The 23,633-nt window shown below is 63.1% G+C and carries 24 protein-coding genes and 1 tRNA gene; 10 read left to right on the forward strand and 15 right to left on the reverse strand.

What is annotated here, in order from left to right; genetic code table 11:
* Positions 1-37 precede the first annotated feature (37 nt).
* The 4 genes from L8K25_RS00305 (at position 38) to L8K25_RS00320 (ending at position 2,834) form a co-directional block, all read left to right on the forward strand.
* Entirely contained in the window at positions 38-193 is a 156-nt protein-coding gene (locus L8K25_RS00305) for a hypothetical protein (RefSeq protein WP_242136933.1), read from the forward strand.
* A gap of 176 nt (positions 194-369) precedes the next feature.
* Positions 370-1,482, forward strand: a complete 1,113-nt coding sequence (locus L8K25_RS00310; protein WP_242136934.1) for an alkene reductase — start codon at positions 370-372, stop codon at positions 1,480-1,482.
* A 96-nt stretch (positions 1,483-1,578) separates the two neighbouring features.
* Positions 1,579-2,271 (forward strand): DUF1993 domain-containing protein, encoded by a 693-nt coding sequence (locus L8K25_RS00315; RefSeq protein WP_242136935.1) that lies wholly within the window; start codon positions 1,579-1,581, stop codon positions 2,269-2,271.
* 227 nt (positions 2,272-2,498) lie between these two features.
* Complete coding sequence (locus L8K25_RS00320) at positions 2,499-2,834, forward strand: hypothetical protein (RefSeq protein ID WP_242136936.1); 336 nt, start codon at positions 2,499-2,501, stop codon at positions 2,832-2,834.
* A 274-nt stretch (positions 2,835-3,108) separates the two neighbouring features.
* On the opposite strand, the gene L8K25_RS00325 is transcribed toward L8K25_RS00320, so the two are convergent.
* Positions 3,109-3,185 (reverse strand) — tRNA-Pro (locus tag L8K25_RS00325).
* 380 nt (positions 3,186-3,565) lie between these two features.
* On the opposite strand from L8K25_RS00325, the gene L8K25_RS00330 reads away from it, so the two are divergent.
* Complete coding sequence (locus L8K25_RS00330) at positions 3,566-6,574, forward strand: carboxypeptidase regulatory-like domain-containing protein (RefSeq protein ID WP_242136937.1); 3,009 nt, start codon at positions 3,566-3,568, stop codon at positions 6,572-6,574.
* A 59-nt stretch (positions 6,575-6,633) separates the two neighbouring features.
* On the forward strand, positions 6,634-7,419 hold the full coding sequence (locus tag L8K25_RS00335; protein WP_242136938.1) for a DeoR/GlpR family DNA-binding transcription regulator: 786 nt from the start codon (positions 6,634-6,636) through the stop codon (positions 7,417-7,419).
* Here the strand turns inward: L8K25_RS00335 and L8K25_RS00340 are convergent.
* Together L8K25_RS00340 and L8K25_RS00345 are read right to left on the reverse strand one after the other, a co-directional pair.
* On the reverse strand, positions 7,395-8,774 hold the full coding sequence (locus L8K25_RS00340) for an MFS transporter (protein WP_242136939.1): 1,380 nt from the start codon (positions 8,772-8,774) through the stop codon (positions 7,395-7,397). The two genes, L8K25_RS00335 and L8K25_RS00340, sit on opposite strands and share 25 nt — an antisense overlap.
* An 82-nt stretch (positions 8,775-8,856) precedes the next feature.
* Complete coding sequence (locus L8K25_RS00345; protein WP_242136940.1) at positions 8,857-10,926, reverse strand: phospholipase C, phosphocholine-specific; 2,070 nt, start codon at positions 10,924-10,926, stop codon at positions 8,857-8,859.
* Positions 10,927-11,190: 264 nt separating this feature from the next.
* On the opposite strand from L8K25_RS00345, the gene L8K25_RS00350 reads away from it, so the two are divergent.
* Entirely contained in the window at positions 11,191-12,222 is a 1,032-nt protein-coding gene (locus L8K25_RS00350) for a substrate-binding domain-containing protein (RefSeq protein WP_242136941.1), read from the forward strand.
* 3 nt (positions 12,223-12,225) lie between these two features.
* On the opposite strand, the gene L8K25_RS00355 is transcribed toward L8K25_RS00350, so the two are convergent.
* Positions 12,226-13,500: an MFS transporter gene (locus tag L8K25_RS00355; RefSeq protein WP_242137863.1), complete on the reverse strand. Its 1,275-nt coding sequence runs from the start codon at positions 13,498-13,500 to the stop codon at positions 12,226-12,228.
* A gap of 257 nt (positions 13,501-13,757) precedes the next feature.
* Here L8K25_RS00355 and L8K25_RS00360 point away from each other — a divergent pair, with 257 nt between their 5' ends.
* Genes L8K25_RS00360 through L8K25_RS00370 form a run of 3 tightly spaced genes read left to right on the forward strand, consistent with a single transcriptional unit; the run spans position 13,758 to position 19,035 of the window.
* Positions 13,758-16,253 (forward strand): TonB-dependent receptor, encoded by a 2,496-nt coding sequence (locus tag L8K25_RS00360; RefSeq protein WP_242136942.1) that lies wholly within the window; start codon positions 13,758-13,760, stop codon positions 16,251-16,253.
* Positions 16,253-17,305, forward strand: a complete 1,053-nt coding sequence (locus tag L8K25_RS00365; RefSeq protein ID WP_242136943.1) for an alpha/beta hydrolase — start codon at positions 16,253-16,255, stop codon at positions 17,303-17,305. The genes L8K25_RS00360 and L8K25_RS00365 overlap by 1 nt, the downstream gene beginning before the upstream one ends.
* Positions 17,306-17,319: 14 nt before the next feature.
* Positions 17,320-19,035, forward strand: coding sequence for an alpha-amylase family glycosyl hydrolase (locus tag L8K25_RS00370; RefSeq protein ID WP_242136944.1), 1,716 nt, complete (start codon positions 17,320-17,322; stop codon positions 19,033-19,035).
* Between the two features lie 392 nt (positions 19,036-19,427).
* Here L8K25_RS00370 and L8K25_RS00375 read toward each other — a convergent pair whose 3' ends face one another.
* The 11 genes from L8K25_RS00375 to L8K25_RS00425 all read right to left on the reverse strand — a co-directional run bounded on the left by L8K25_RS00375 (position 19,428) and on the right by L8K25_RS00425 (position 23,618).
* Positions 19,428-19,760, reverse strand: a complete 333-nt coding sequence (locus L8K25_RS00375; protein ID WP_242136945.1) for a hypothetical protein — start codon at positions 19,758-19,760, stop codon at positions 19,428-19,430.
* Positions 19,757-19,999 (reverse strand): hypothetical protein, encoded by a 243-nt coding sequence (locus tag L8K25_RS00380; RefSeq protein WP_242136946.1) that lies wholly within the window; start codon positions 19,997-19,999, stop codon positions 19,757-19,759. Before L8K25_RS00380 ends, L8K25_RS00375 begins: the two co-directional genes overlap by 4 nt.
* Before the next feature lie 55 nt (positions 20,000-20,054).
* Entirely contained in the window at positions 20,055-20,387 is a 333-nt protein-coding gene (locus tag L8K25_RS00385; RefSeq protein WP_242136947.1) for a hypothetical protein, read from the reverse strand.
* Positions 20,384-20,755, reverse strand: a complete 372-nt coding sequence (locus L8K25_RS00390) for a hypothetical protein (protein WP_242136948.1) — start codon at positions 20,753-20,755, stop codon at positions 20,384-20,386. Before L8K25_RS00390 ends, L8K25_RS00385 begins: the two co-directional genes overlap by 4 nt.
* Before the next feature lie 283 nt (positions 20,756-21,038).
* Entirely contained in the window at positions 21,039-21,296 is a 258-nt protein-coding gene (locus L8K25_RS00395; protein ID WP_242136949.1) for a hypothetical protein, read from the reverse strand.
* A 328-nt stretch (positions 21,297-21,624) separates the two neighbouring features.
* The gene (locus L8K25_RS00400) at positions 21,625-21,861 is read right to left on the reverse strand and encodes a hypothetical protein (protein WP_242136950.1); all 237 of its coding nucleotides are present in this window, start codon (positions 21,859-21,861) and stop codon (positions 21,625-21,627) included.
* Positions 21,854-22,249 (reverse strand): hypothetical protein, encoded by a 396-nt coding sequence (locus L8K25_RS00405; RefSeq protein ID WP_242136951.1) that lies wholly within the window; start codon positions 22,247-22,249, stop codon positions 21,854-21,856. The genes L8K25_RS00400 and L8K25_RS00405 overlap by 8 nt, the downstream gene beginning before the upstream one ends.
* Positions 22,246-22,428, reverse strand: coding sequence for a hypothetical protein (locus tag L8K25_RS00410; RefSeq protein ID WP_242136952.1), 183 nt, complete (start codon positions 22,426-22,428; stop codon positions 22,246-22,248). Before L8K25_RS00410 ends, L8K25_RS00405 begins: the two co-directional genes overlap by 4 nt.
* A complete protein-coding gene (locus L8K25_RS00415) occupies positions 22,425-22,664 on the reverse strand; it encodes a hypothetical protein (RefSeq protein WP_242136953.1) in 240 nt (79 codons plus the stop codon). Before L8K25_RS00415 ends, L8K25_RS00410 begins: the two co-directional genes overlap by 4 nt.
* 61 nt (positions 22,665-22,725) lie before the next feature.
* Positions 22,726-22,950 carry a hypothetical protein gene (locus L8K25_RS00420; RefSeq protein WP_242136954.1) on the reverse strand — a complete coding sequence of 75 codons (225 nt, stop codon included), beginning with the start codon at positions 22,948-22,950 and terminating at the stop codon, positions 22,726-22,728.
* On the reverse strand, positions 22,947-23,618 hold the full coding sequence (locus L8K25_RS00425; RefSeq protein ID WP_242136955.1) for a hypothetical protein: 672 nt from the start codon (positions 23,616-23,618) through the stop codon (positions 22,947-22,949). The genes L8K25_RS00420 and L8K25_RS00425 overlap by 4 nt, the downstream gene beginning before the upstream one ends.
* Positions 23,619-23,633 lie beyond the last annotated feature (15 nt).

The following is a 23,633-nucleotide window of genomic DNA, read 5'->3' on the forward strand; positions in this document are numbered from 1 at the left end:
TCTCTTAGCGTACATTTTATCAAGGGTATCGCTTCCCTTGAACTGCGCCGATCGAGTCGCGGCTCTTTCCACGATCGGCAACATGCCGCTCGACGACCCTTACGGGCACAACGATGCGTTCTGGCGACGCCGGCACGATCGAGCGATCTTCCTTGCGGCCTACGCCGCCGCAACAGCGGCGTTCCAGACCTAGACAACCATCCACGGCACCCGCGTAACCCGGGTCACGCCCTCCCCACGGTCCGGGCATGCCGCGGCGCGCCTGACGTCCGCCCGAAGCGGCTTCGCAAAGGGCGGGGAGAAAGTACCCGGGCGAAGCGTTGCAGCCTCACCTCTCGGGGTTCCCCCATTCCCACGGAAGACCAAATCATGTCCGACCTCCCTACCAGCCCCGTCCTGCAACCGGTCACGATCGGGGATCTGCAGCTGCGGAACCGTATCGTCATGGCGCCGCTCACGCGCAGCCGCTCGAACGATGCGGGGATCCCGCCTGCCTTCGCCGCCGACTATTACGCACAGCGCGCGGATGCCGGCCTCATCATCACCGAGGCAACCAACATCTCGTCCCAGGCGCGGGGCTATGCGCTGACGCCCGGCATCTGGTCGGACGAACAGGTCGCGGCGTGGAGGCCGATCGTCGAGGCGGTGCACCGGCGTGGGGGCGTGATCTTCCTCCAGCTCTGGCACACGGGACGCATTTCGCACCCTGATCTGCACGGCGGTGCGCTGCCGGTCGCGCCGTCGGCGATCGCCCCCGGGGGACAGGCCTTCACCAACGACGGGATGAAGGATTTTGTCACGCCGCGAGCGCTGGAGACCGACGAGATCCCCGCGATCGTCGCGGACTATCGCCATGCCGCCGAACAGGCGAAGGCCGCCGGTTTCGATGGCGTCGAGGTCCACGCCGCGAACAACTACCTCCTCGAGCAGTTCATCCGCGACAGCACGAACCAGCGCACGGACGATTATGGCGGCGCGATCGAGAACCGCCTGCGCTTCCCGCTCGACGTGGTCCGTGCCGTCGTCGACGTGTGGAGCGCCAAGCGAGTCGGCATCCGCATCTCGCCAGCAACGACAGAGCCCGGAAAGACGCCGCTCGATAGCGAGGTGGGGCGGACTTTCGACACGTTCGTCGATGCTCTGTCCGAGATTGGTCTGCTGTACATCCACGATATCGAAGGCGTGACCCAGCAGACCCGCGATGTGCCGGACGGGGTCGACTTTCAGGAACTGCGCCGCCGCTTTTCCGGGGCCTATATCGCCAACAACCAGTACACGCTCGACCTGGCGGAGAAGATGCTGGCCGAGGGCAACGCTGACCTGTTCAGCTTCGGACGACCCTTCCTCGCAAATCCCGACCTGGTCGATCGCTTGCGGACGGGCGCCCCGCTTGCCGAAGCGCCGAAGCAATATTGGTACGGCGGTGGCACCGTGGGGTATTCGGATTGGCCGGGGATGAACGGGAAGATCGAACTCCCGTAACCAGCGGCTACGGACCGTCGAAAGGACCAAGGGGGATGGCAGGCAGGTGCCAAGGTACGCTCACCTCATCCCCCCAAGACGCGCGACTTGCGTTGTATGTGGCTTCGCGCGTCGGTTCGAAGCGAGGCCACACGATCCGCTATTGTTCGCATCGGGCGCATGGAAATTCGGCCGCCGGTAACAACTAGGCGCCAGCTTGCGCCCATGCTGGCGCAATGCTTGCGGAACCGCCATGCTGGCCCGACCAACCGGAGCCGCGACATGTCCTTCTCTCTCTACGACGCCGTCATTCCTTCCAACCTCCAGATCCTGGGCGCGCTAGACCGCATCGTGGATAAGGCCGAGGCGTTCTGCGAGGAACACGCAATGACTCAAGGGGCGCTGATCGACACACGACTGGCCGCGGACATGCTTCCATTCGGCTATCAGGTGAAGTCGTGTGCGGTGCACTCGATCGGCGGCATCGACGGCGCGCGCACCGGCAGCTTTTCGCCCGACATGAGCGCTTGGCCGACCGATTTTGCCGGGCTGCACGGCATTGTCCGGCGCGCTATGGATGCGCTGTCCGCGCTCGATCGCGACACGATCGACGCGCTGGCGGACGCCGACACCCAATTCGCGGTCGGTGAGACCAAGCTGCCGTTCACGGGCGCAAACTTTCTCCTCTCCTTCTCGCAGCCCAACTTCTATTTCCATGCGACGATGGCGTATGCGATCCTGCGCGCGCAGGGCGTGAAGCTCGGCAAGCGCGATTTCATCGGCATGCCGCGCATGAGGGTCTCACCCTGAAGACCTCGGGCGGGCAATCCCGTTCGCTGCGCCGATCGTCGAGGATCGTTCGCGTCATTCGGGGGTTCCCGCCGTATCGCCGCCTCGATCGCGCGCATCCCCGGCTGGCGGTCGACCGTTTCGAGGGCGGAAAAGTCTGTTCGCGCTCGGTATCGACCGTGTGCTGGTATAGAGATCCAAGCTGCGCGGCTTGGGGTGCCGGTCCAAATATGGAAATCAGAACACCTATGGCTCGCAAGCATTCGAAGCACGGATCGTATGACCCACCTCAATCCGATGAAGTTCCCGCGGCGGTTCCAGCCTGTTGGCTGTGCGGTCGACCGACCGGCAAGACGATCGTCTGGCACCATCCGGTGCCGAAGAGTCGCGGCGGACGCGATGTCGTTCCGATGCACCCGATCTGCCAGCAGACGGTGACCGCCACCTTCACGAATTCCGAACTCGAACGGTATGGAACGGACGTGGACCAGTTGCTGGCAAATCCGGCCGTACGCAAATTCGTCGATTGGGTTGCAAAAAAGGATCCCGACTTCTCCGCCGCCACGACCAAGAAACAGCGCTGAACACCGCGCGGGGCAGCAAGGAGCAGGGACGCATGACCGGCGTGAAGGACACCGTTCGATAGGGTCCCCGTGCACGCCTTCGCTTCCGCTCTGCGAAGGGCGATCCGGTCAGGCAGCCTGGGTTTTCACGTGGCGCGGTGCATCGATCGCGCTTCCCTGCATGGCGAGGTGCCAAAACGCCGGTTCTGGGACCGATCGAACCGACCGTCGGCCAGATCATGCCACAGGCCGATTGGACATCGACCGTGTAGCGCTTAGCTAAGTCGTTGGAAAATGGTCGGGGAGACAGGATTCGAACCTGCGACATCCTGCTCCCAAAGCAGGCGCGCTACCGGACTGCGCCACTCCCCGATCCCGTTGCGGCGCTGCGGAACATCCGCGGTCGCGCCTTGCATCGGATAGCGGCGCGCTAACGCCGCTGGTCGAGCGGCTTTGCCGTGAGCGAGCCTGGTTGGCAAGCCCATTTACGTACACCGGTGCATTCGCATTCCGCGGCAACCGACTGCCGCAGACGCTTACCCCCGCGCGGCGAAACCATATCACGCCACCACGGCGTTCCGCTTGAGCAACCCAAATGTCATCCGCGCCAACCGGCGACCTGCACCGAGCTCGAAGAACACACCATGTTCGATTTTTTACCGATAGTCACAAAATTTCCACAAGCCTGACTTAGACGGCAGGTCAGGACGCAGGGACAATCGGCGTCGTCATATTCCAGGGGGAAACAATCTGTGAACCGTTCAACGCGATTTTCGCGCGCCGTCGTCGTGCGCGCGCTGCTCATGCTCGGAACGTCCGTGGTCGGCGGGGTCACCTGTGCCCAACCGGCGCTGGCGCAAGACTATACGAACATCGCTGCATCCGGCCGAGTGAACGGCGGGGATGGCGTTCCGATCGCCAATGCGGAGGTCAAGATCACCTCATCGGATCGCGGCATCAGCCGCTCGGTCACGACGAACGACTCCGGGGCATATACGATCCCGCAACTTGCCCCCGGGAACTATGACTTTGCCGTAACGGCACCGGGCTTTGCGCCCTATTCCGAAAAGAACGTCGCTCTTACCCGGGGCACGGGCGGCGCGAACAGCTTCACCCTCACCCCGACGGCCGAAGCGGGCGACATCGTCGTCACCGGGCGCCGCCAGCGCGTTTCCGACTTCCAGGACACGACGACCGGTGCCGTCATCGACCTCGCGTCGCTGCAGAACCGCGTCCCGGTCGGCCGGACACTGCGCGACGTGATGCTGCTGACCCCGGGCGCGGTACAGGGCTCCTCCGGCGCAAACGGCGGTTTTGCCAACCAGGTTTCGGTATCGGGTGCGGCATTCACCGAGAACGCCTTCTATATCAACGGTCTGAACGTCACCGATTTCGTATCGGGCCTGCAGCCGACCGAAGTGCCGTTCGACTTCTACCAGACGGTCGAAGTCAAGACCGGCGGCGCGCCTGCGGAATTCGGCCGGGCGACCGGCGGCTATGTCGTCGCCACCACGAAATCCGGGTCCAACGACTATCACGCCAGCGTCACCGGCACGTGGGAGCCGCAAGGCCTGCGCGGAGCATCGCCGACGACCTACAACACGAACTATCGCGATGCGACCGCAAGCCGCCAGGAAATGGTGTTCCAGGCGAGCGGTCCGATCATCAAGGACCATCTGTTCGTCTACGGGCTCTACAATTTGCGCGACATCCGTTCGATGACGCCCGCGTCCAACCAGCCCAATGCAACCGGCGTCACCAACACCAGCCCGTTCTGGGGTGGCAAGGTCGACGGCTATATCACCGGCGCGCATCATTTCGAGTTCACGTATTTCGACACGACCAACGACACGCATACGCGCAGCTACGCCTATACGATGGCGACCAACACGATCGGGGCGAAGACCGGCGGCACCGACAGCCGCGCCGGCGGCGTCAACTATGTCGGTCGCTATACCGGCACGTTTACTCCATGGCTCACCCTGTCGGCGGCTTACGGGGTCAACAAGCTGCGCTCGGGCAACGTCCCGCTCGACATATCGAACCCGCGGGTGCTCGATTATCGCGATCCGTCCAAGGGCGGGGTCGATATCGGGCTGAACAAGGTCACCGACGCCTATAGCAATACCGACGACGAGCGGCAGTTCTATCGCGTCGATGCCGATCTGCAGTTCCAGTTGCTGGGGTCGCACCATGTTCGCATCGGTTATGACCACGAGCACGACACGCAGACGCAGACCTATGAAACGATCGGCGGCGGGTTCTACAAGATCTACCGGGCGGCGGCGAACGCCACGAATTACGGCGTTCCGATCGGCACCGATTATTATACCACCCGCGTTTATTCGCAGGACGGGATCGGGCAGGTCCGCAACCAGGCGCTCTATTTGCAGGATGAGTGGTCGATGCTCCACGACCGGCTGCGGCTGCAGCTCGGCGTGCGCGACGATCGGTTCAGCAACCAGGGCGTCAACGGCCAGTCCTTCTACACGTCCGGCGATCAATGGGCACCCCGCCTCGGTGCCTCCTACGACGTGTTTGGCGACGGGCGGACCAAGGCGTTCGGCTATTTCGGCAAATATTATCTCCCGCTCGCCGGGGACATCAACCTGAACGTGGCGGGGCAGTTGCTGACCTACACCCGCTACAACCTGTTCAACGGGGTCAGCGGAAACGGCAGCGTTCCCGTGGCCGGCGCACCGATCCTGAACGCGGACTTCACCGCCTGCCCCGACACCAAGGTCGCCAACTGCATCGTCACCGCGACCGGTCAGGCGTCGAGCCCGGCCGGGCAGGTTGCCAACAACCTGTCCGCCCAGTCCGCGAACGAACTGATCTTCGGCGCGACCCGCCAGATCAGCGATCATATCCGCATCGGGGCGACGTTCACGCACCGCGAACTGACCAACGTGATCGACGATATTTCGGTGGATGCGGGCGAACGGGCCTATTGCGTTGGCAAGGGCTTTTCGGCGGCCGCGTGTCTGGCGGCCTATCCCGGCGGGCGGCACTTCGTGATTTCGAATCCGGGCAAGGACATCGTTACCCAGATCAACGCACTGCCGGATGGCACGACGCCGGTAGCCACGCTCCGGGCCGGCGACCTGTCCTATCCCAAGCCAAGCCGTCACTATAACGCCATGACGCTCACCTTCGACCGCAGCTTCGACAAGGTCTGGAGCCTCTCCGCTTCCTACACCTGGGCGATGACCAAGGGGAATTACGAGGGCGGGATCCGGTCCGAAAACGGCCAGCTGTCGGTCAGCCGCGGCGCGGATTTCGATACGCCCGCGTTCGTCAACGGCGCCTATGGCTATCTGCCGAACGACCGTCGCCATACGATTAAGGCTTACGGCAGCTACCGCCCGTTCGACTTCCTGGACATCGGCGGCAACATGGTGCTGCAGTCACCACAGCATAACAGCTGCATCGGGACCGTTCCCAAGGAGATCGACCCGGTCGCCTTCGGATATCACGGCTACAGCTTCTACTGCAACGGCACGCTCGTTCCGCGTGGCACCGCGTTCGACGGGCAATGGCTGACGCAGTTCGATGCCAGCGTGGTGGTCCATCTGCCGGTACCCAAGAAGTTCGACGCATCGCTCCGGCTCGACGTGTTCAACCTGTTCAACACCACGTCGGTGACGGCGTACAACACGTTCGGTCAGCTCGGCACCGATGCCCCCAATCCCGACTATCAGAAGCCGGCTGCCTATCAGTCGCCGCGCTATGCACGGCTGCAGTTCCGGCTCGGCTTCTGATCCGCCCGTAAGGGATGCCGCGCGCGTTGACAGGGCGCGCGCGGCATTCAACACCGCGATTGACCACAGACCGCCCATGGGAGGGTGCAATTCAGAAACGTTCAGCGCGTCAAAAGGAAATCGTCTCGCGCCTGCGCAGCGGTCGGACGCTGTCGGTCCTCAGTCTGGCCGCGGAGCTCGCAGTGTCGGACGAGACGATCCGCCGCGAATTGCGCACGCTCGAAGACCAGGGGGTCGTCATCCGCGAGCATGGCGGTGCGCGCCTCGCCACCCTGGTGTTCGAAGGGCCGCTCAACCAGCGGATGGAGGAGAATGCCGACGCCAAGCTGCGCATTGCCCGCGCGGCGGCGGCGCTGATCCCCGATGGGTCGATCCTTTTCATCGACTCCGGCACGACCAGCATCTTCATCGCAAAGCAACTGGTCGAACGACGCGGCCTGACCGTGATCACCAACTCCTTGCAGGTGGCGAACGACCTCGGGGCGATCAACGGAAACCGGCTGTTCCTGGCCGGTGGCGAAATGGACTATGATTATCGCGCATTCTCCGACCATCAGGCGCAGGCGTATGTCCGCGGGTTCACACCGCATCTCGCGATCCTGTCGGTCGGCGCGATCAGCCTGGATCGCGGGCTGATGGATTTTCATCCGGGCGAAGCGGAGATGAGCCGGATCGCCTATGCGACGTCGAAACGCATATTGCTCGGCGCGGACGCCACCAAATTCGGCCGTTACGCGCTGCTGCAGACGGCGGGGCTGGCGGATGTCGACATCCTGGTCACCGATCAGCCGCTGGACGAGCCGTACGCGCGCGCCTTCGCTCACGCGGAGGTGGTGGTCGCCTGAACCGCGGACGCTCGCCGCCGCAGTGCGGTGGCGAGCAGGGCGAGCATGACGGCGACACCGGCCATGGCCGCCTGCAGCAACCAGAACCGCCCATCGCTGGTGCGCCCGTAGAGACTGCCGCTGATGCCAACCCAAAGGCTCGCGAAGAAACCATGCAGATAGAACAGGCCGATCCAGAACCCCACGAAGCGCGGGGGCGCCACCGCCGCGATCAGCGTGAGGCCACTGGGCCAGACGAGCACGACCGCCGCATCGATCAGGATCAGATAGGCAAGGGCCCAGCCGATCGACAACGGGCCATCGCCCATACTCGCCAGCGCCAGCAGGAGGTAGCCGCTCGCGCAGCACAGGCCGCCCAGCAGGATATGGTCCTCCGGGCCCAGCCCGATGCCGCTCCTTGCAAGCCACGGGAAGAATCCCTGCGCGCCGGCAATCAGCAGCAAGGTGAAGACACCGTCCAGCGAGACGAACCACGCCACCGGCATGGCCCAACCGTGCACATGCAGCTCGATCCGGGCGCGTGCCCAGATCAGGAAGATGTCGCCGAGCTGTTCATAGGCAGACCAGCAGAAATAGATGCTGAGGATGGCCGCCACGAGAATGGCGCTCGACCGCATGCCGGCCCCCTGCGCTGCAGTGGCGGGCCCGGTTTCCCGAACCGGAAGAGCAGCGTCCGCCGGCAGTCGCGTAGCCGTCGCGAGATAGCCCCCCACCCCTAGCAGGACGGCGATCGCCGCCGCACCGATGGCGTAGGGCCAGCCGGCCAAGGCGGCGAGCGTCCCGCAAACGAGCGGCCCGCAGATCACCCCGGCGTTGAGGAAGCCCAGATACAGCGCGTAGCCGCGCTGCCGCTCCACCTCGCCGCAAAGCAACTGGCCGAGCTGCGCCGACAGATTGCCCTTCAGCGTTCCGGTCGAAACCATGAACAGCGCAAGCCCCGGGAGGAAGGTGGGAACTTGCAGCATCAGGCCAAGGCCCGCGATCATCGCGGCGGCGCCGCAACAGATGACGGTATGACGCCGCGCGATGAGATCGCCGATCAGTCCACCGAGCGGAACCGAAAGATACAGGAGCGCGCCCGCATATCCATAGACCTGCGACGCCAGGCCGGTCGTCGAGAGCGGGCCGAACCAGCTTTCGAACACCGCGCGCAATGCCAGAGCCCCGGTCGCAGGCCGACCGGTCCCCGCAAAAATCTCATCGGCGAGGATCAGCACGAGGAGCGACTTGACGCCGGCCATCGCGAACCGCTCCCAGAACTCCATCATCGCCAGACCGAGGAAGCGCCGGTCGAGGATCCGCGTCATCGAACCGCGCGTGTCCCTCTCGTCCAGATGCGCGCCTGCGGTAGCCATGCTCGGCGCGCATAGCCGCGCTCGGCAACATGTTTATGACAATCCCGTCCGGATCGGAACCGCAACCCGGCGATCGGCGGCTTCACACGGGATGCGGGAAAAGCGGAGCCGGTTCACTGACGTCCGAGTCACCCGTCTCGACGTGCCCGGCGAGCCGCTGCCGCGTCCCGCCATCAGATGTGACGAGCACGTCATACCAGCGATGTTCCGGGACGACGGGAAGCGCGATTGTGCCAACGGCATCGGCCGCAAGCGTCACGTGCCGGGCGACGCCGGAATGCGCACAATGCGACATGACGATTTGCGCGCGGTCCGCGCGGTTGTGTACCCGAAGCCGTATCGGGCCGCGGCCGGACGGCTGGAGTGTCGTTTCCAGCCGGGCATGCCCCGCAGTCCCGCGAAACTCCCGGAAGAAGCCGTTGGCACCGCGCACCACCAGCGCCACCCCCTCACCCGGCGCCACCGGCCAAGTCTCCTCGAGCTGTGACTGCGCCGCCACGGTGAAATACCGCCAGCCGGGGAACCGCAGCTCGTCCTGAACACCGAACACCATCCCCTCCGGCCCGCTGTTGACGAAGCGCAGGGTCAGCCCGTGCTCCGACCAGAGTGGCTCGACGTTGAACCGGTAAGGAAGCGCACGCGCGGGGCGGGTGCCCGGTTCCTGCATCGGCACGCCGCGTCCGTTCGCGATCGGCGGCGGCGGTGCGGTGTGGCAGAGCGCCTGTGTCGCGGCGACATAATCCGCTACCGAAGGCAGCGCCTTGAGCCAGCCAACATCCTTGCGGGCCTGCGCTGGCACGTCGAAATCGAAGATCGACGTCAGATCCCCGCAGACGGACCGTCGCCATGGCGAGATATTGGGCTCCGCCACGCCGAATCGCTTTTCCAGAAAACGCAGCACGGACGTATGGTCGAACATCTGCGAGTTGACCCAGCCGCCCCGCGTCCACGGCGAGATCACCAGCATCGGGACCCGCGGCCCCAGCCCGACGGGCTCGCCCTGGTACGTTTCGCTGCGCACGTCGACGTTGCTCTTCCCGTAGCGCGCATCGATCGCGGGGATCGGGGCAGGAACGTGATCGAAAAATCCGTCATTCTCGTCATAGTTCACGATCAGCGCGGTCTTGGCCCAGACCGCGGGATTGGCAGCGAGCGCCGCAACGATACTGCTGACCAGCACCTCGCCATATGGCACGGGGGCATCGGGGTGCTCGCTCATTTCCATCATCGGCACGATCCACGACACTGACGGCAACCGGTCTGCCGCCACGTCGGCCGAGAACGCCGCGATGAGATGCTGCGCGCGCGTCTTCTCGGGGTCGACCGGCGGTTTGCCATCGATCCAGTCGACGAAGGCGCGACCCCGGCGATAGCGCGCGGACGTGCGGTCCAACCGCCGGAATTCGCTGAAATAGGCCAGCGAATTATCGGAATAGTTCGCTTGCTCCTGATAGACCCGCCAGGAGATGCCGGCGTCTTCCAGACGGCCGGCATAGGTGCGCCACGGCAGGCCTGCGAAGTTCGGATCATCCTTGGCCATGTCGGCACCGGGATTATCGTCGCAGCCGCCGTTGGTGACGCAATACACGCCTTGCTGCCCCACGCTCAGCCCGTTGGTGCCGGTAAAATGGTAGAGACGATTGGGGCCGGTCGGCCCCTGCAGCGAACAATGATACCCGTCGCACAGCGTGAAGGCGTCGGCGAGGGCATAATAATAGGGAATGTCGGCGCGCGTCAGGTGCGCCATCGTCAACGCGCCCTTCTGCTCGGCCCAGGCGTCCCAGTTACGCCACCGATTCTGGCTGTCCTTCCAGCTATGGTCGAGCCCCCTAAAACAGCGCGCGTTGGTGCTGTTGTAATCCAGTCGGAACGGCCACGCGATCTGCCCGCCATCACGGTCGGCGCGGCGTTGCGCCCAGACGGGCTTGCCGCTGGGCAGCATTACGGGACGCGGATCGCCGAAACCGCGGACACCGCGCATCGTCCCGAAATAATGGTCGAACGACCGGTTTTCCTGCATCAGGATCACGACATGCTGGACATCCTCGATCGATCCGTGCGGACGAAGCGGGTCACGCGCCCCGCCGGGAAGGCTCGCAACCCCGGCCAGGGTCGAGGCGCCGTTGAGGAAGGTACGTCGATCGATCAGCATGGGCACGGACTTTGCAAAACGTTTGGGCAGGATGGGATCGGTGCGGAAAGTCTGGCCTAGCATCGCGATATGGACGACTTGTGACACAGCGCCGCCGCATGACCGCTTTTCGTTGCTATCGGTCGTTTTTCTCACAAATTAGGGGGAACGTCGATCGACCATGGACGTGCGAGGTCGCTGACCACCGCTCGGGTGCGATGGTTTGATCCAAATCCTTGGTCGACCTAATATCTCTTGGTCCTTTCAGATGGTACGCAACCCGTCATGACCGCCCCCCATCCCGACCCCAACCTTGCGATCACGAGCCTCGCCGACCTGGCCCGCGCTGCCGGAACGTCGGTCTCCACCGCCTCCCGCGCGCTGTCCGGGCATTCCTCGGTCAATGAGCAGACTCGCGCGCGCATCCGCGACCTTGCCGACACACACGGCTTCCAACCCAACCAGCTCGCGCGCAATCTCCGCATGCAGCGCACCCAGGCGATCGGTCTGGTCCTGCCGCTGGGACATGAGACCGGGCAGCATCTGTCGGATCCGTTCTTTCTCTCGTTGCTCGGCCACCTCGCCGACGGGCTGACCGAACGCGGTTACGATCTGATGCTGTCGCGGGTCATCCCGCGCGATGGCGACTGGCTCGACCGACTGGTCGATAGCGGGCGAATCGATGGGTTGATCCTGATCGGTCAGTCGGATCAGGACGCGGTCATCGATCGCGTCGCGGCACGCTATCCGCCGATCGCCGTATGGGGCGCGCAGTTGCCGGGGCAGCGCTACGTTACGGTAGGGTCGGACAACCGGCTGGGCGGTCTTCGCGCGACCGAACACCTGATCGCGATTGGACGCCAGCGTCTGCTGTACCTTGGCAACACCAGCGCGCCCGAATTCGCCGAACGGCTGGCTGGCTTCCGGGAAGCGGTCGATTCCGCCGGTCCGGGCGTCACCGGGGAGATGCTGGATCTGCACCTTACGCCCGACGCCGCCTATGCCGCCATTTCGACCTATCTGTCGAATCACCCCGCCCCCGACGGGATCTTCGCAGCCTCCGACGTCGTCGCCATGAGCGCGTTGCGCGCGTTACGCGAGCATGGACTGGACGTGCCCGGGGACGTGGCCGTCGTCGGATATGACGACGTGACCCTCGCCGCGCATACGACCCCGGCGCTGACCACGGTGCGGCAGGATCTGGTGTCCGGCGCCGCGGCGTTGATCGACATCGTTTTCAAGCGGATCGCGGGTCAGCCGGCGACGTCCCGCCTGCTGGATCCCACCCTGATCATCCGCGGATCGACGGTGGTGTAGCCGTCAGGCGCTGGCCGCAACCGGTCGGCCCGACGGTACCCGCATCGTCGCAACCGCCGCCGCGACCATCAGCACGCCCCCCAGATACAGGACGTTGCGCGGGTCACCATTGATAATGTTGTTATACAACAATGGCATAGTAAGGCTTTCTATCATCATGGGGATGACGATGAACATGTTAAAGATGCCCATGTAAATGCCAGTCCGCTGGGGTGGGATCGAATCCGCCAGCATGACGTAGGGGTTCCCCATCAGGCTCGCCCAGCCGATCCCGATCCCGATCATGGGTACGAACAACCAGCTTTGGGTGGTTATCCCAGGAATGGCCAGCATCGCAGCACCCGCGGCGAGCATCGACAGGGCATGCACGTTGCGCGCGCCCCAGCGTCGGGTCACCGGGACCAGGGCAAACGCGGCGACGAAGGCGACGAAATTGTAAAAACCACCCAATTGCCCGGTCGCCAGCGCCGCGTCCCGGAACCCGGCCGAACTCGCATCGCTCGTCCCGTGCAGCGAGCGCGCCAAGGCAAAGGTGATGAACTGCCAATAACAGAACATCGCATACCATTGAAACAGCATGGCAAATGCGAGCTTGCGCATGGTTGGCGGCATGTCGCGAACCGCATTGCGGATATCGGCCAGCGTAGTGCGCGCGGACAAGGGTTCGCGGCGCATCTCGGCAATCTGTTCCGGCGTCAACGGCAATTCGCGCACCGACAGCACCGACCACAGGATCGTCGACAACGACAGCACCGCGCCGATCAGAAACGCGGCCTTGGTGATATGCGGGATGCCGTTGAGATCCACCGCATCGCGGTCCATTCCCCAGAACACCAGAATGGACGGCGCCAGATATGCCAAAGTCTGTGCCAGTCCCGTGAAGGCGCTTTGCGTCAGGAAACCGATTGGCCGCTGATCGGGGTCCAACCGATCGCCGACATAGGCGCGATATGGTTCCATCGTCACGTTGTTGGCCGCGTCCAGAACCCATAACAGCGACGCTGCGACCCAGAGCGTCGGACTATAGGGCATGGCGAGCAGGCCGAGGCTGCACAGCAAGGCGCCGATGAGAAAATACGGGGTCCGTCTTCCAAACCGACTGACCGTACGGTCGCTCAACGCTCCGATCAGCGGCTGTACCAGCAACCCGGTCATCGGACCCGCAAGCCATAGCAAGGGCATCGCCGCCTCGCTCGCGCCGAGATAGCTGTAGATGGGCCCCATGTTGCTCTGCTGCAGCCCGAAGCTGAATTGCAGGCCGAAGAAACCAATGTTCATCTGGAGAATACGGAGCAGCGAGAGGCGGCGCCCGGACGGCGATCGGCCCGTTGGTTGCGCGACGGACGCGCCGCCAAAATCCCGATCCTGTCGCATCCCGTTCTCCCCGATCGCGTCCGCGTTACCGTCTTTTGCCTTCGGCTATCATCAAAACGGCGACATCGCAATCGATTGCGGAAAAGCTATTGCAATCGATTGTGAGACTGATATTCGGACGGTCGAACCGCACCAAAGCGGACCTTCAGGGAGAGGACATCATGAAGCTCACCACATTCCTGCTCGCCGGCACCGCCTTGGTCTGCCTGCCACAGATCGCGACCGCGCAGATCGCAGCAGATCCGGCCGCGGCGCCCGCGAATGCCGATCAGGCGGCGCCCGAGCCGGCAGCGGCACCTGCCGAAGGCGGCGATATCGTCGTGACCGGCACCGCGCGGGCGGAACGCCGGTTGACCACCAGCATCTCGGTCAGCGCGGTCGATGCACAGGACATCGCCAAGCTCGCCCCGATGGGCAGCGCGGACCTGTTGCGCAGCATCCCGGGGCTGCGCGCCGAATCGTCCGGCGGCGAAAGCAATGCCAACATCGCGGTGCGCGGCCTTCCCGCAGCGAGCGGCGGCGGCAAGTTCGTACAGTTCCAGGAAGATGGCCTGCCCGTGCTCGATTTCGGCGACATCGCCTTCGCGACTGCCGACACGTTCGTCCGCCCCGACTACAGCGTATCGCGGGTCGAGGTCGTGCGCGGCGGATCGGCATCGACCTTTACGAGCAACGCGCCCGGCGCGATCATCAATTTCATCAGCAAGACCGGGGAAGTGGCCGGCGGGTCGATCGGCGTCAGCAAGGGGCTGGATTTCAACCGTACCAGGATCGACGCAGATTATGGTGCGCCGATCGGGGACGACTGGCGGTTCCATGTCGGCGGCTTCTACCGCGTCGGCAACGGCGTGCGGGACGCAGGGTACACGTCCGAACGCGGCGGGCAGATCAAGGGCAACCTCACCCGCAAGTTCGCCAACGGTTTCATTCGACTGAACTTCAAGTTCCTCGATGACCGTTCGCCCATCTATGTCCCCTCGCCGATCCGCGTGACCGGGTCGGCGTCCGATCCGACATATTCGTCCTACCCCGGTTTCGACGTTCGCTCGGGAACGTTGCTGTCGCGCTATTTCCGGTCCGACGTTTCGATCGGTCGCGATGGGCAGCGGATCGTTTCCGACCTGGGCGACGGCTACCGCGTCAAGACGCGCGGTGGTGGCGCGGAGGGCTCGTTCGATCTGGGCGGCGGCTGGCGTGTCGATGACAAGTTCAACGTCGCCAGCAATTCGGGCAGCTTTGCCACGTCCTACCCGGGCCGCGTCGCGACCCTGACGACGTTCATGAGCGAGATCGGCGGAACGGGCGCCTCCCTGCGCTACGCCAACGGCCCGAATGCCGGCCAAGTCATCACCAACCCGGCGACCCTCAACGGCAATGGCCTGGGCGTCAACGCGCTCACCTTCGCCACCACGCTCAACGACTTCACCAACGCGACCAACGTCCTGACGGTCAACAAGGATTTCAACACCGGCTTCGGCAAGGGCAGCGTCACGTTCGGCTACTTCAAGTCGTACCAGGCGATCCGGATGGACTGGCACTGGAACAGCTACCTGCAGGAAGTGAAGGGCAAGGATGCCGCGCTGCTCGACGTGTATAATGCGGCCGGCCAGGCGGTGACGCAGAACGGCCTGATCGCATACGGCGAACCGGTGTTCGGGAATTGCTGTCAGCGTTACTATGACGTCGATTACAACATCGATGCGCCCTACCTTGCCGCCTCGTTCAAGACCGGCGCGCTCAACCTCGATGGCAGCGTTCGGTTCAACAGTTCCAAGGCCAGCGGCAGCTACGCCGCGATCGGTGGGTTGCGGACGATCGACGTCAACGGTGACGGCATCATCCAGACGCCGGAACGCAGCGTCCCGGTGGTCAACACGCAGGCTTCCTCGCCGGTCAATTACCGCAAGAACTACTTCACCTATTCGATCGGCGCCAATTACGAGCTCATGTCCAACCTGGCAGTGTTCGCGCGGGTCAGCCGGGGTGCGCGCTTCAACGCCGATCGAATCCTGTTCGGCGGTGGCGTTCGTGCGGACGGCAGCGTGGCCGACGAGGTCGCGGTCAATTTCGTCAACCAGCAGGAGGCCGGTCTCAAATTCCGGCGCAACGGCTTCTTCACCAACCTGACCGCCTTCCGTGCGACCACCGCCGAAGCCAATGAGATCGTCATCCCGCAGCAAGCGGTCATCAATAACAAGTATCGGTCGTATGGCGTTGAATTTGAAGGCGGCGTCGACCGGGGGTTCTTCCATCTGGTGGCCGGAGCAACCTATACCCACGCCCGCATTACCGAGAGCCAGATCACGCCGGCCTTGAACGGGAATGTGCCCTATCGCCAGGCCGACCTGATCTTCCAGGTGACGCCATCGATCAGCGTGCGAAAGCTGGACATCGGCGCCAACATCATCGGCACCACCTCTTCTTATGCGGCCGACGTCAACACGCTGAAGATGCCCGGCTATGTGATGACAAACGGGTTCGTCTCCTATGCGTTGACGCCGGCGATCCGGCTCGCCGTCAACGCCCAGAACCTGTTCGACGTCGTCGCGATCACCGAGGTCGGCCAGGTCCCCGACAGCGTTCCCGCGAACGGCATCAATACCGCCCGCGCCTTCCCGGGTCGCAACATCACCGCTTCTGCGACGTTCCGTTTCTGATGCGGGCCACGGTATCCAAGGTCGCGGGACTCGTCGGCGTCATGATCGCCCTTGCCCAGCCGGGTGCTTCGTCGGCGACGGAGCAGCCGTATCTCGCCCCCCCCCGGCCGCTACCCGTACCTGAGACGGTCAGCGGGCCGATGCAGGCGTTGATCGGCTCGCCGCAGAATCCGAGCTGGAACCAGCATCCGGCGTCGGCGGCGGCCTGGCGCGCGCTGGTCAAGACTTATGCCAAGGATATCGAAACCGTCCTGCCGGCGCTGATGGCGCGCGAAAAGGTGACGGTTCGCGCCGATCGCATGAACGGCGTGCCGGTATTCTGGATCGAGCCTACGGTGGTTCCGGTCGAGAACAAAGATCGCATCCTGGTCAATTTCCACGGTGGGGCATATGTCTTTGCCCCGGGCAAGGCGGGCTTGCGCGACGCGATCCTGCTGGCCGGACGCGGGTTCCGGGTGATCAGCGTCGATTACCGCATGGCCCCGGATGCCCCCTATCCAGCAGCGATCGACGATGCCGAAGCGGTCTGGAAAGCGATCGTCGCGCACTATCCGGCGAAGCGGATCGGCGTGTTCGGATCGTCGACCGGCGGCGCGATGACGCTGGCGCTGGTGGTGCGAGCAAAGGCGCATCATCTGCCCCTGCCCGGCGCGCTGTGGGCAGGTACGCCGTGGGCACAGCTCGACAAGGTCGGGGACAGTTATTTCACCAACGATCACGTCGATAACGCCCTGGTATCCTACGACGGGTTGTTGGGTGCCGCGGCCGCGCTCTATGCCAATGGCCACGTGATGAGTGATCCGGAACTGTCTCCTGTCAACGCCGACTTCAAGGGCTTTCCGCCGACCTTGCTGACGACCGGCACGCGCGACCTGTTCCTGTCCAACACGATCCGCGTTCACCGCAAGCTGAAGCAGGCCGGGGTTGCGGCCGATCTCAACGTCTACGAGGGGCTGTCGCACGGCGACTATGAGCGCGACCCGGACCTGCCCGAATCGCGCGAAGTGTATGGCGAGGCCGCGGCGTTCTTCGGGCGTGCGCTCGCGCGATGACGGACCGACTGCACATGCTCTTCGACCTGCTGGAGCCGCTGTACCGGGACCATCCCGGCTGGAGTGTCGAACGCGACCGCATCGCGGCCATCCTCGCCCGGGCGGACGCGGAGCGTTCGGCCGACTTGCGCGCGCTCGATGCGGAAAGAGCGGCCCGCCCCGCCTGGTTCGGGGCGCCCGACGTGATCGGCTATAGCTTCTATGTCGACCGCTTCGCCGGAACCGTTGCCGGGCTGCGCGACCGCCTGCCCTGGCTGGACGCGCTGGGGGTCCGGCTGTTGCACCCACTACCGATCACCTTGGGCCAGTCGGGCGATAGCGATGGCGGGTTCGCGGTCGCGGACTATCGCGCGATCGAACCCGCGCTCGGCACGCTCGAGGACGTCCGTGCCCTTGCCGCCGACCTGCACGCGCGGGGCATGGCGTTGGCGATGGATTGTGTGCTCAACCATTCGGCGCGGGACCACGCCTGGGCGCAGGCGGCGTTGCGGGGCGACCCGGAAAAACGGGCGTATTATCGCATCCTCGACGACGTCGCCGAGGTGCGCGCCTGGGAGGACGATCTCGACGAGGTGTTTCCGGATACGGCCCCGGGCAATTTCACGTGGGAGCCGGCATTGGGCGGCTGGGTGTGGACCAGCTTCTACCCTTTTCAGTGGGATCTCGACTGGTCGAACCCGGCGGTCTTTCGCGAGATGCTGGACGTCCTGCTCTTCTGGGCGAATGTCGGGGTCGATGCCTTCCGACTGGATAGCGCACCGTATCTTTGGAAGCGGCGCGGCACGCCCTCCCGGAACCTGCCCGAGACGCACCGTCTGGTCGCCGCCTTGCGCGCCGGCCTGGATGCGGTTGCGCCCGGCGTCGCGCTGCTCGCCGAGGCGATCGAGCAAACCGCCGAAGTCCTGCCTTACATCGAGCCGGCCGACGGGACGCGCGCGGCACAGCTCGCGTACCACAATGGCGTCATGGCGGCGCTTTGGGTGGCGCTGGCCACGGGAGACTCGGCGATCGTCGGTGATCTGGTTCGGGACACGGCCCTTACCCGCGCCGACACTGCCTGGCTCAGTTACCTGCGGTGCCATGACGACGTCATCTGGTCGGCACTGAACGGTCGCGCCGCCGCCGCGGATCTTGACCGCATCTCGGATTTCTATGCGGGCGCAGGCGGATTCCCGGAGGGACGTCGGTTCCAGGCAAGACCCGGCGCTGCGCCGAGCACGGTCGGCATGCTTGCCTCGCTAGTCGGCACGCACGGCGCGGCGGCGATCGGCCGATACCGCTTGCTGCTCGCCACCATGCTTGCGCTGCCGGGCATGCCGATGCTGTACATGGGTGACGAAATCGGGCTGCCTAATTCGGAAGGCGCCGCGGTCTCGGACGATGCCCGCTGGCTGCATCGACCACGGATGGACTGGCACCGCGCCGAGGCGGCCGCGCTGGGTGAAGGCGCAGGCGCGGCGTGGCTCGCCGTGACACGCCGCCTGATCGGCGTTCGCGGGCGCCTGCCCGCGCTGGACGCCAAGGCTTCGACGGTCGTCCACGACGATCCGTCCGGCCTTCTGGTGGTAGAGCGTGGCGCGGGCGAGCATATGGTGCTCCTGGTCGCCAATTTCGGTCGGGACACTTGTCCCTTCCCACGAAGCGGGTCGTGGGTCGACGTCATCGACGACGCTCCGGTTGCCGACGGCGTCGGCGCGGGTTCGGTCGTTTGGGCAATACGCGCCGTGTGACGCGATAATCGTCCCGGCCGTCGTTCGCGCCGGGGGGGCGCGAACGTAAGCGCCTTCAATCGCGCGAAACTTGGCAGTGACAGGGTGGTGGGCCCGGCAGGACTCATTATCGTTGAATCTACACGGTTTTATCTGGCCGTACCGCCAACCGTACCGTCATTCTTGGGACGGCTGGGGACTGTTGATGTGTTCCGCGTACGATCTTTCCAACGCTGCAATGATATCTTGGCCTGTATCAAAATCGTAAACCGAGGCGAAAGCTCTCCAGCCACATTGGCAAGCGCCCTTCCACTGGTCGGCGATAGGCTGTGGTTCCAGTGTCAGTTTGTGTTCGCTTTTGCCTCGTTGGAAGAACTCTCGCGAGGGGTGGGAAATTCTAACCTTTCCCCCGCTCATCGCACCACACCCCCATACAGCGCGTTCAGAAACTGCTTGTCGACGTAATCCATCGTCTGCTTGTCCAGCACCTTCTGCAATGCGTCCAAGGTTGCCGGATGCATCACCATCGTGTCACCCTGCTGAATGACCTTGCTCGACGGAACGACGCGGTGGTGAACGTTCTGCCGGTGACCCTGCTTCATGCGGCGCCGCGCGCGGCTGGGCGATCGCACCTCCGACCAGTCTTCCACTTGGTCAACGAGTAGATCGGACGTGACGAACTTCGTCGGGCTGATGGCTGCGGGCTTGAGCGTGTAATTTACCTTTGTGTACAGATCGTCAATCATCGAATCCAACCCTTCCATTCAAACCGCCAATACCCGCCGGGTTCTTGTATATTGACGCACTGGTATTCGCCGGTGCGAGGAACGACATCTCGTGCTGACTTGGGGCAATCATACTCCGGTAAAATTTTAACGGACGGTGGTTCAAATACCCGCATGATTGTACCGGTATAAAACTGCGTTTGGCCGTCTATAGGCCCTCCGCGTAAAACAACAGCCCGCTCATCGTCGTTGTCGGTCATCACTTAACTCCCAAGCTGGCGTAAAGCCGCGATATCCATGAACTTCGTGCTGGGCTTAGGGGATACTAAGGCTTGGGAAATGCGGCAAAGCGAGAAAACGCGTGCTTCGTTCCTTCATGTGTTCGCGCCAAGCCGCATCCCAACCTGAAAACCAAGCCTCGGCTTTAGCAAGGTCGGGATCGCGCCGCACAGAGCCGCGCTCAAGCACGGTATACGGGCATTCGTTCCGGCTTTCGTGATTTAGGAAAGCGCGACCACCTTCGTAATATTCGGTCGGCTCAGATAGGTATATCGCGCCGTCGGCAGTAACGATCCGGACTTTCAAATGCGTTTGACTGTCCATGAGCCCATTGCGCAAAACGACGGCTTGCTTTTCATCGTCGATCATATCGGCATCTCCAAATAACCATCGTCCGTCATCCGGCTGCCGAGTGGCGCGATGAACTTTGTCAGGTCTGTGGCAACGGCTTTGCGCACCTTGCCAGTGGATCGATCCAGCGCCAACCAGTCGCCGGGCTCCACTGTCACGCCGGGCGTCATCACGTACTTCAGCGGGCTGGTGGCGGACTCGCGAAATGCGAATGTCCGATCTGGAAGCGACGGTTCCAGCAGCGATGTGACCACCTCAACCGCACATTGGTAAACTGCGCTCGTTATGGCATCAGTGCGAATCCCATAATGTGCGGCGTCGCGGCCTAAGCCGAAACGTTCGTCGAGCAGGGCTTTCGCCTGGTCGCGCGGTGTCTTACGTGTCATGGTAGGGGGCACCACTTCGTCTTTAACATTTCTACCAGGTGTTCGCGGTAGTCACCTGCCGGTCGTGGACCTAATGAGATGCGACCCCGCATGGCGTAAGTGTCGCCATCTGTCTTTTTCTCAAACACACAGCACCCTTCCGGTAGACCGTATAAGTAGACCAGCTTCTGCGCTGCGATATAGTGACGCTGGCCGTCGTATTGGCTCCTTATGGTAGCACCCCACAAAAAGAACTTCGGACCATTTGGACGCCGCAGGATCTCCCGCACTTGATCGTCTATCATCACTTAACTCCCAGGCTAGCGTACAGCCGCATCAGCAGGTCACTCGTATCATCGTCGGGAATTCCCCCATCAACGTACTCCCGCAGATCCGCCACCGTCTCCAGCGCCAAATTCAGCACGTCGCGCAGCCGCTCAGCTTCCTCCTGCCGGACGACATGAAACCCTTGGCCGAACTCGCGGTTGGCGATCGGACGGACGCACCACATGTCGTAGTAGCTGGTGTCGCGGAAGCATTCGAAGGTTGGTTCGGGTGTCATGGTTGCACCTGCGGGAAATCATCGCTTCCGTCTGCGCAGTACACGCCGGGCTTCCACTGGTCGCGCGAGTCGTGAGCGCGCGACCAAGCTACGATGTCCGCCGGCGATGGTTCGAGACATTGACCGTGGTAGCGACTCGTACATGTGCCAGAAGAATGAAAGGCTATACCATGGTAGCGGACTGAACATGCGATGCCGCGTTCATCCTGGTGGCCGACTTGAACAGATGTGACACGCATCAACGCAGTCGGCCCATCGTCATACCGAACAAGGTCACCCTCATTCCATTGATCCGTTCGACCGCTTCTATTTTCACCGTACCAAGCCATCACGAAATCTTCCCTTCATCAATATCCTGCCCGTTGAACCGGGCAAATTCATCGGCGTCACACCCCTTCGCGAAAACGACAGTGTCGACGGCCGGATCGATGTCGCGCAGTGCCCGGCGATCCCAGACGCGGTGTATTATGCCGGGTTTTCCCCAGATCCGCACCGCACTGTGATATTCCTCGCCGCGGAACGCGATGAAGTGGACCGTGGGACGTACCGGGAGGGCATCAGTCATCGGACCAAGCAGCAATTCGATACTCGCGCCACTTTTCCAACAAGCATTCGAGTTCTGGCCTTATGTCACGACCATCGACATAGTCTGGAAAACATCCGCGTGGGGACGTTCCATAGGTACAGAGCCCCGCCGTGCAAAGCATCTTACGAAACATTTCATGGGCCAAGGATTCGCCATTGGCGGCACCCCATTTATTGGCAAGAATATTTTCCAGTACGAGGATTGCCATATCATCGAAATCCGACGAGTAGCTACCATACACTTCAGGAAAAACGTTCCAGGGGTCAAACACCGCACCAGACGCCTTGGCCCACTGGTATTCTTCTCCGTCGATACGAACTGGCTTTGTGAGTTCGGCGCGCATAATGGCGATCTGTTCAGCGCTCATCGCATCTTCTCCACTTCAAAACCCATGGCGCGCAGCAGGTTCGCTTTGGCCTGCAGAAAACTGCGCTCAATCGCGTCCCAGTCGTCCGAATGCGCGGCGCCCTTGAATGCATGGTCGGCAGCAGCCCGTTCGAACCGCGTCACGGCCAACAGTTTGCGGCGACGTTCGGCGGGTGTCACGAACCCGCATCCAGTGCCAGTTTCGCACCTTCATAGGCAGCCGACCACCGCTTCGCAGTGTGACTGGTGCAGCCGGTGTGACGCGCGTCTGCGGCCCGATACTGCGGCACAACCTGGTCGGCGATCTCGATGCAACGCAAATGATGCGGGCCGAAGTCGATGGGAAACCAGCGGCGCCCACCGGCGTCAGCGGGTATCGGATCGACAGCCCCGCTTGCGAAGATATACTCAGCCACAGCAATTCTCCTTCACCCGAATGGCTACAGAGAATCACCACGCCTGTCAACTTATAGTTGATTATCCGTAGCGGCGCTTGACCGCGTCACGCATAGCGTCTTCGGCAGCTTGACCGCAAACGGTCTTCGCCGCCTCGGCTGCCTTCACCCGGCCGCCGGTAGACGCCTGAACCTCAAATGCCGCACCGCATGGGGGCGCCGCGGCGACAGTTGTCGGGGGCGCAGCGTTCCAGGTGAACGCGATCGCTAACACGATCAGCACCGCGATCCCGACAACCCACTTCATGGCAACCTCTTCGTGAAATCGTTGAGCAATGCATTCTGAATTGTTTCCTCATCCAGCACAACTTCGATCGACCCGCCGCGCTTGGTCCCCTTGGCAATCATAGCCTCGCTGATCTCAAACACGTCGATGGCGAACCCATCGCGCATCACGCCAAGAACGATGACGTTCTCGTGCTTCGTCGGCACTGCGAAACGGTAATCATCGCTGCCCAGGCTGACGTGGAATGCATAGTTTGCACCCTTGATGATCGCGTACAGATCCACGTTGTCGACGACTGCGCGCTTGTCGCCTTCTGCCGGAAATGCGGGGTTGCCGCCATCGATCTGGATAAAGCCTGCGATCACATTCACGATGCCGTCGGCCATGGCGTTGCGGACCCGCTTTTCGCGCGGCTCAAGGTCAGCATCAATACCCATGAACAGCCAGGTCGGATCGACCTGCAGCAGTTGCGCCAGCAGAAGGTTCTTATCCTGCTTGGGGCGCGACTCGCCGTGCATCCACTTCCGAACCGTCTCGGTCGAGACCGACAGCTTGAAGCGCTTTTTCAGTTCGTCGGCGATCCACTGCAGCCTACCCTTATGGAGCGGCGGGCAGTGTGGACTTTGGTCGCAAGCCTGCTCAAGGCGCTTACCAAAATCGGGCGAACGGAAAACTTTTGCAACGGCCATGTGGAAACACCCCTT

Source organism: Sphingomonas sp. TREG-RG-20F-R18-01, from assembly GCF_022662475.1.
GTDB lineage: Bacteria > Pseudomonadota > Alphaproteobacteria > Sphingomonadales > Sphingomonadaceae > Sphingomonas.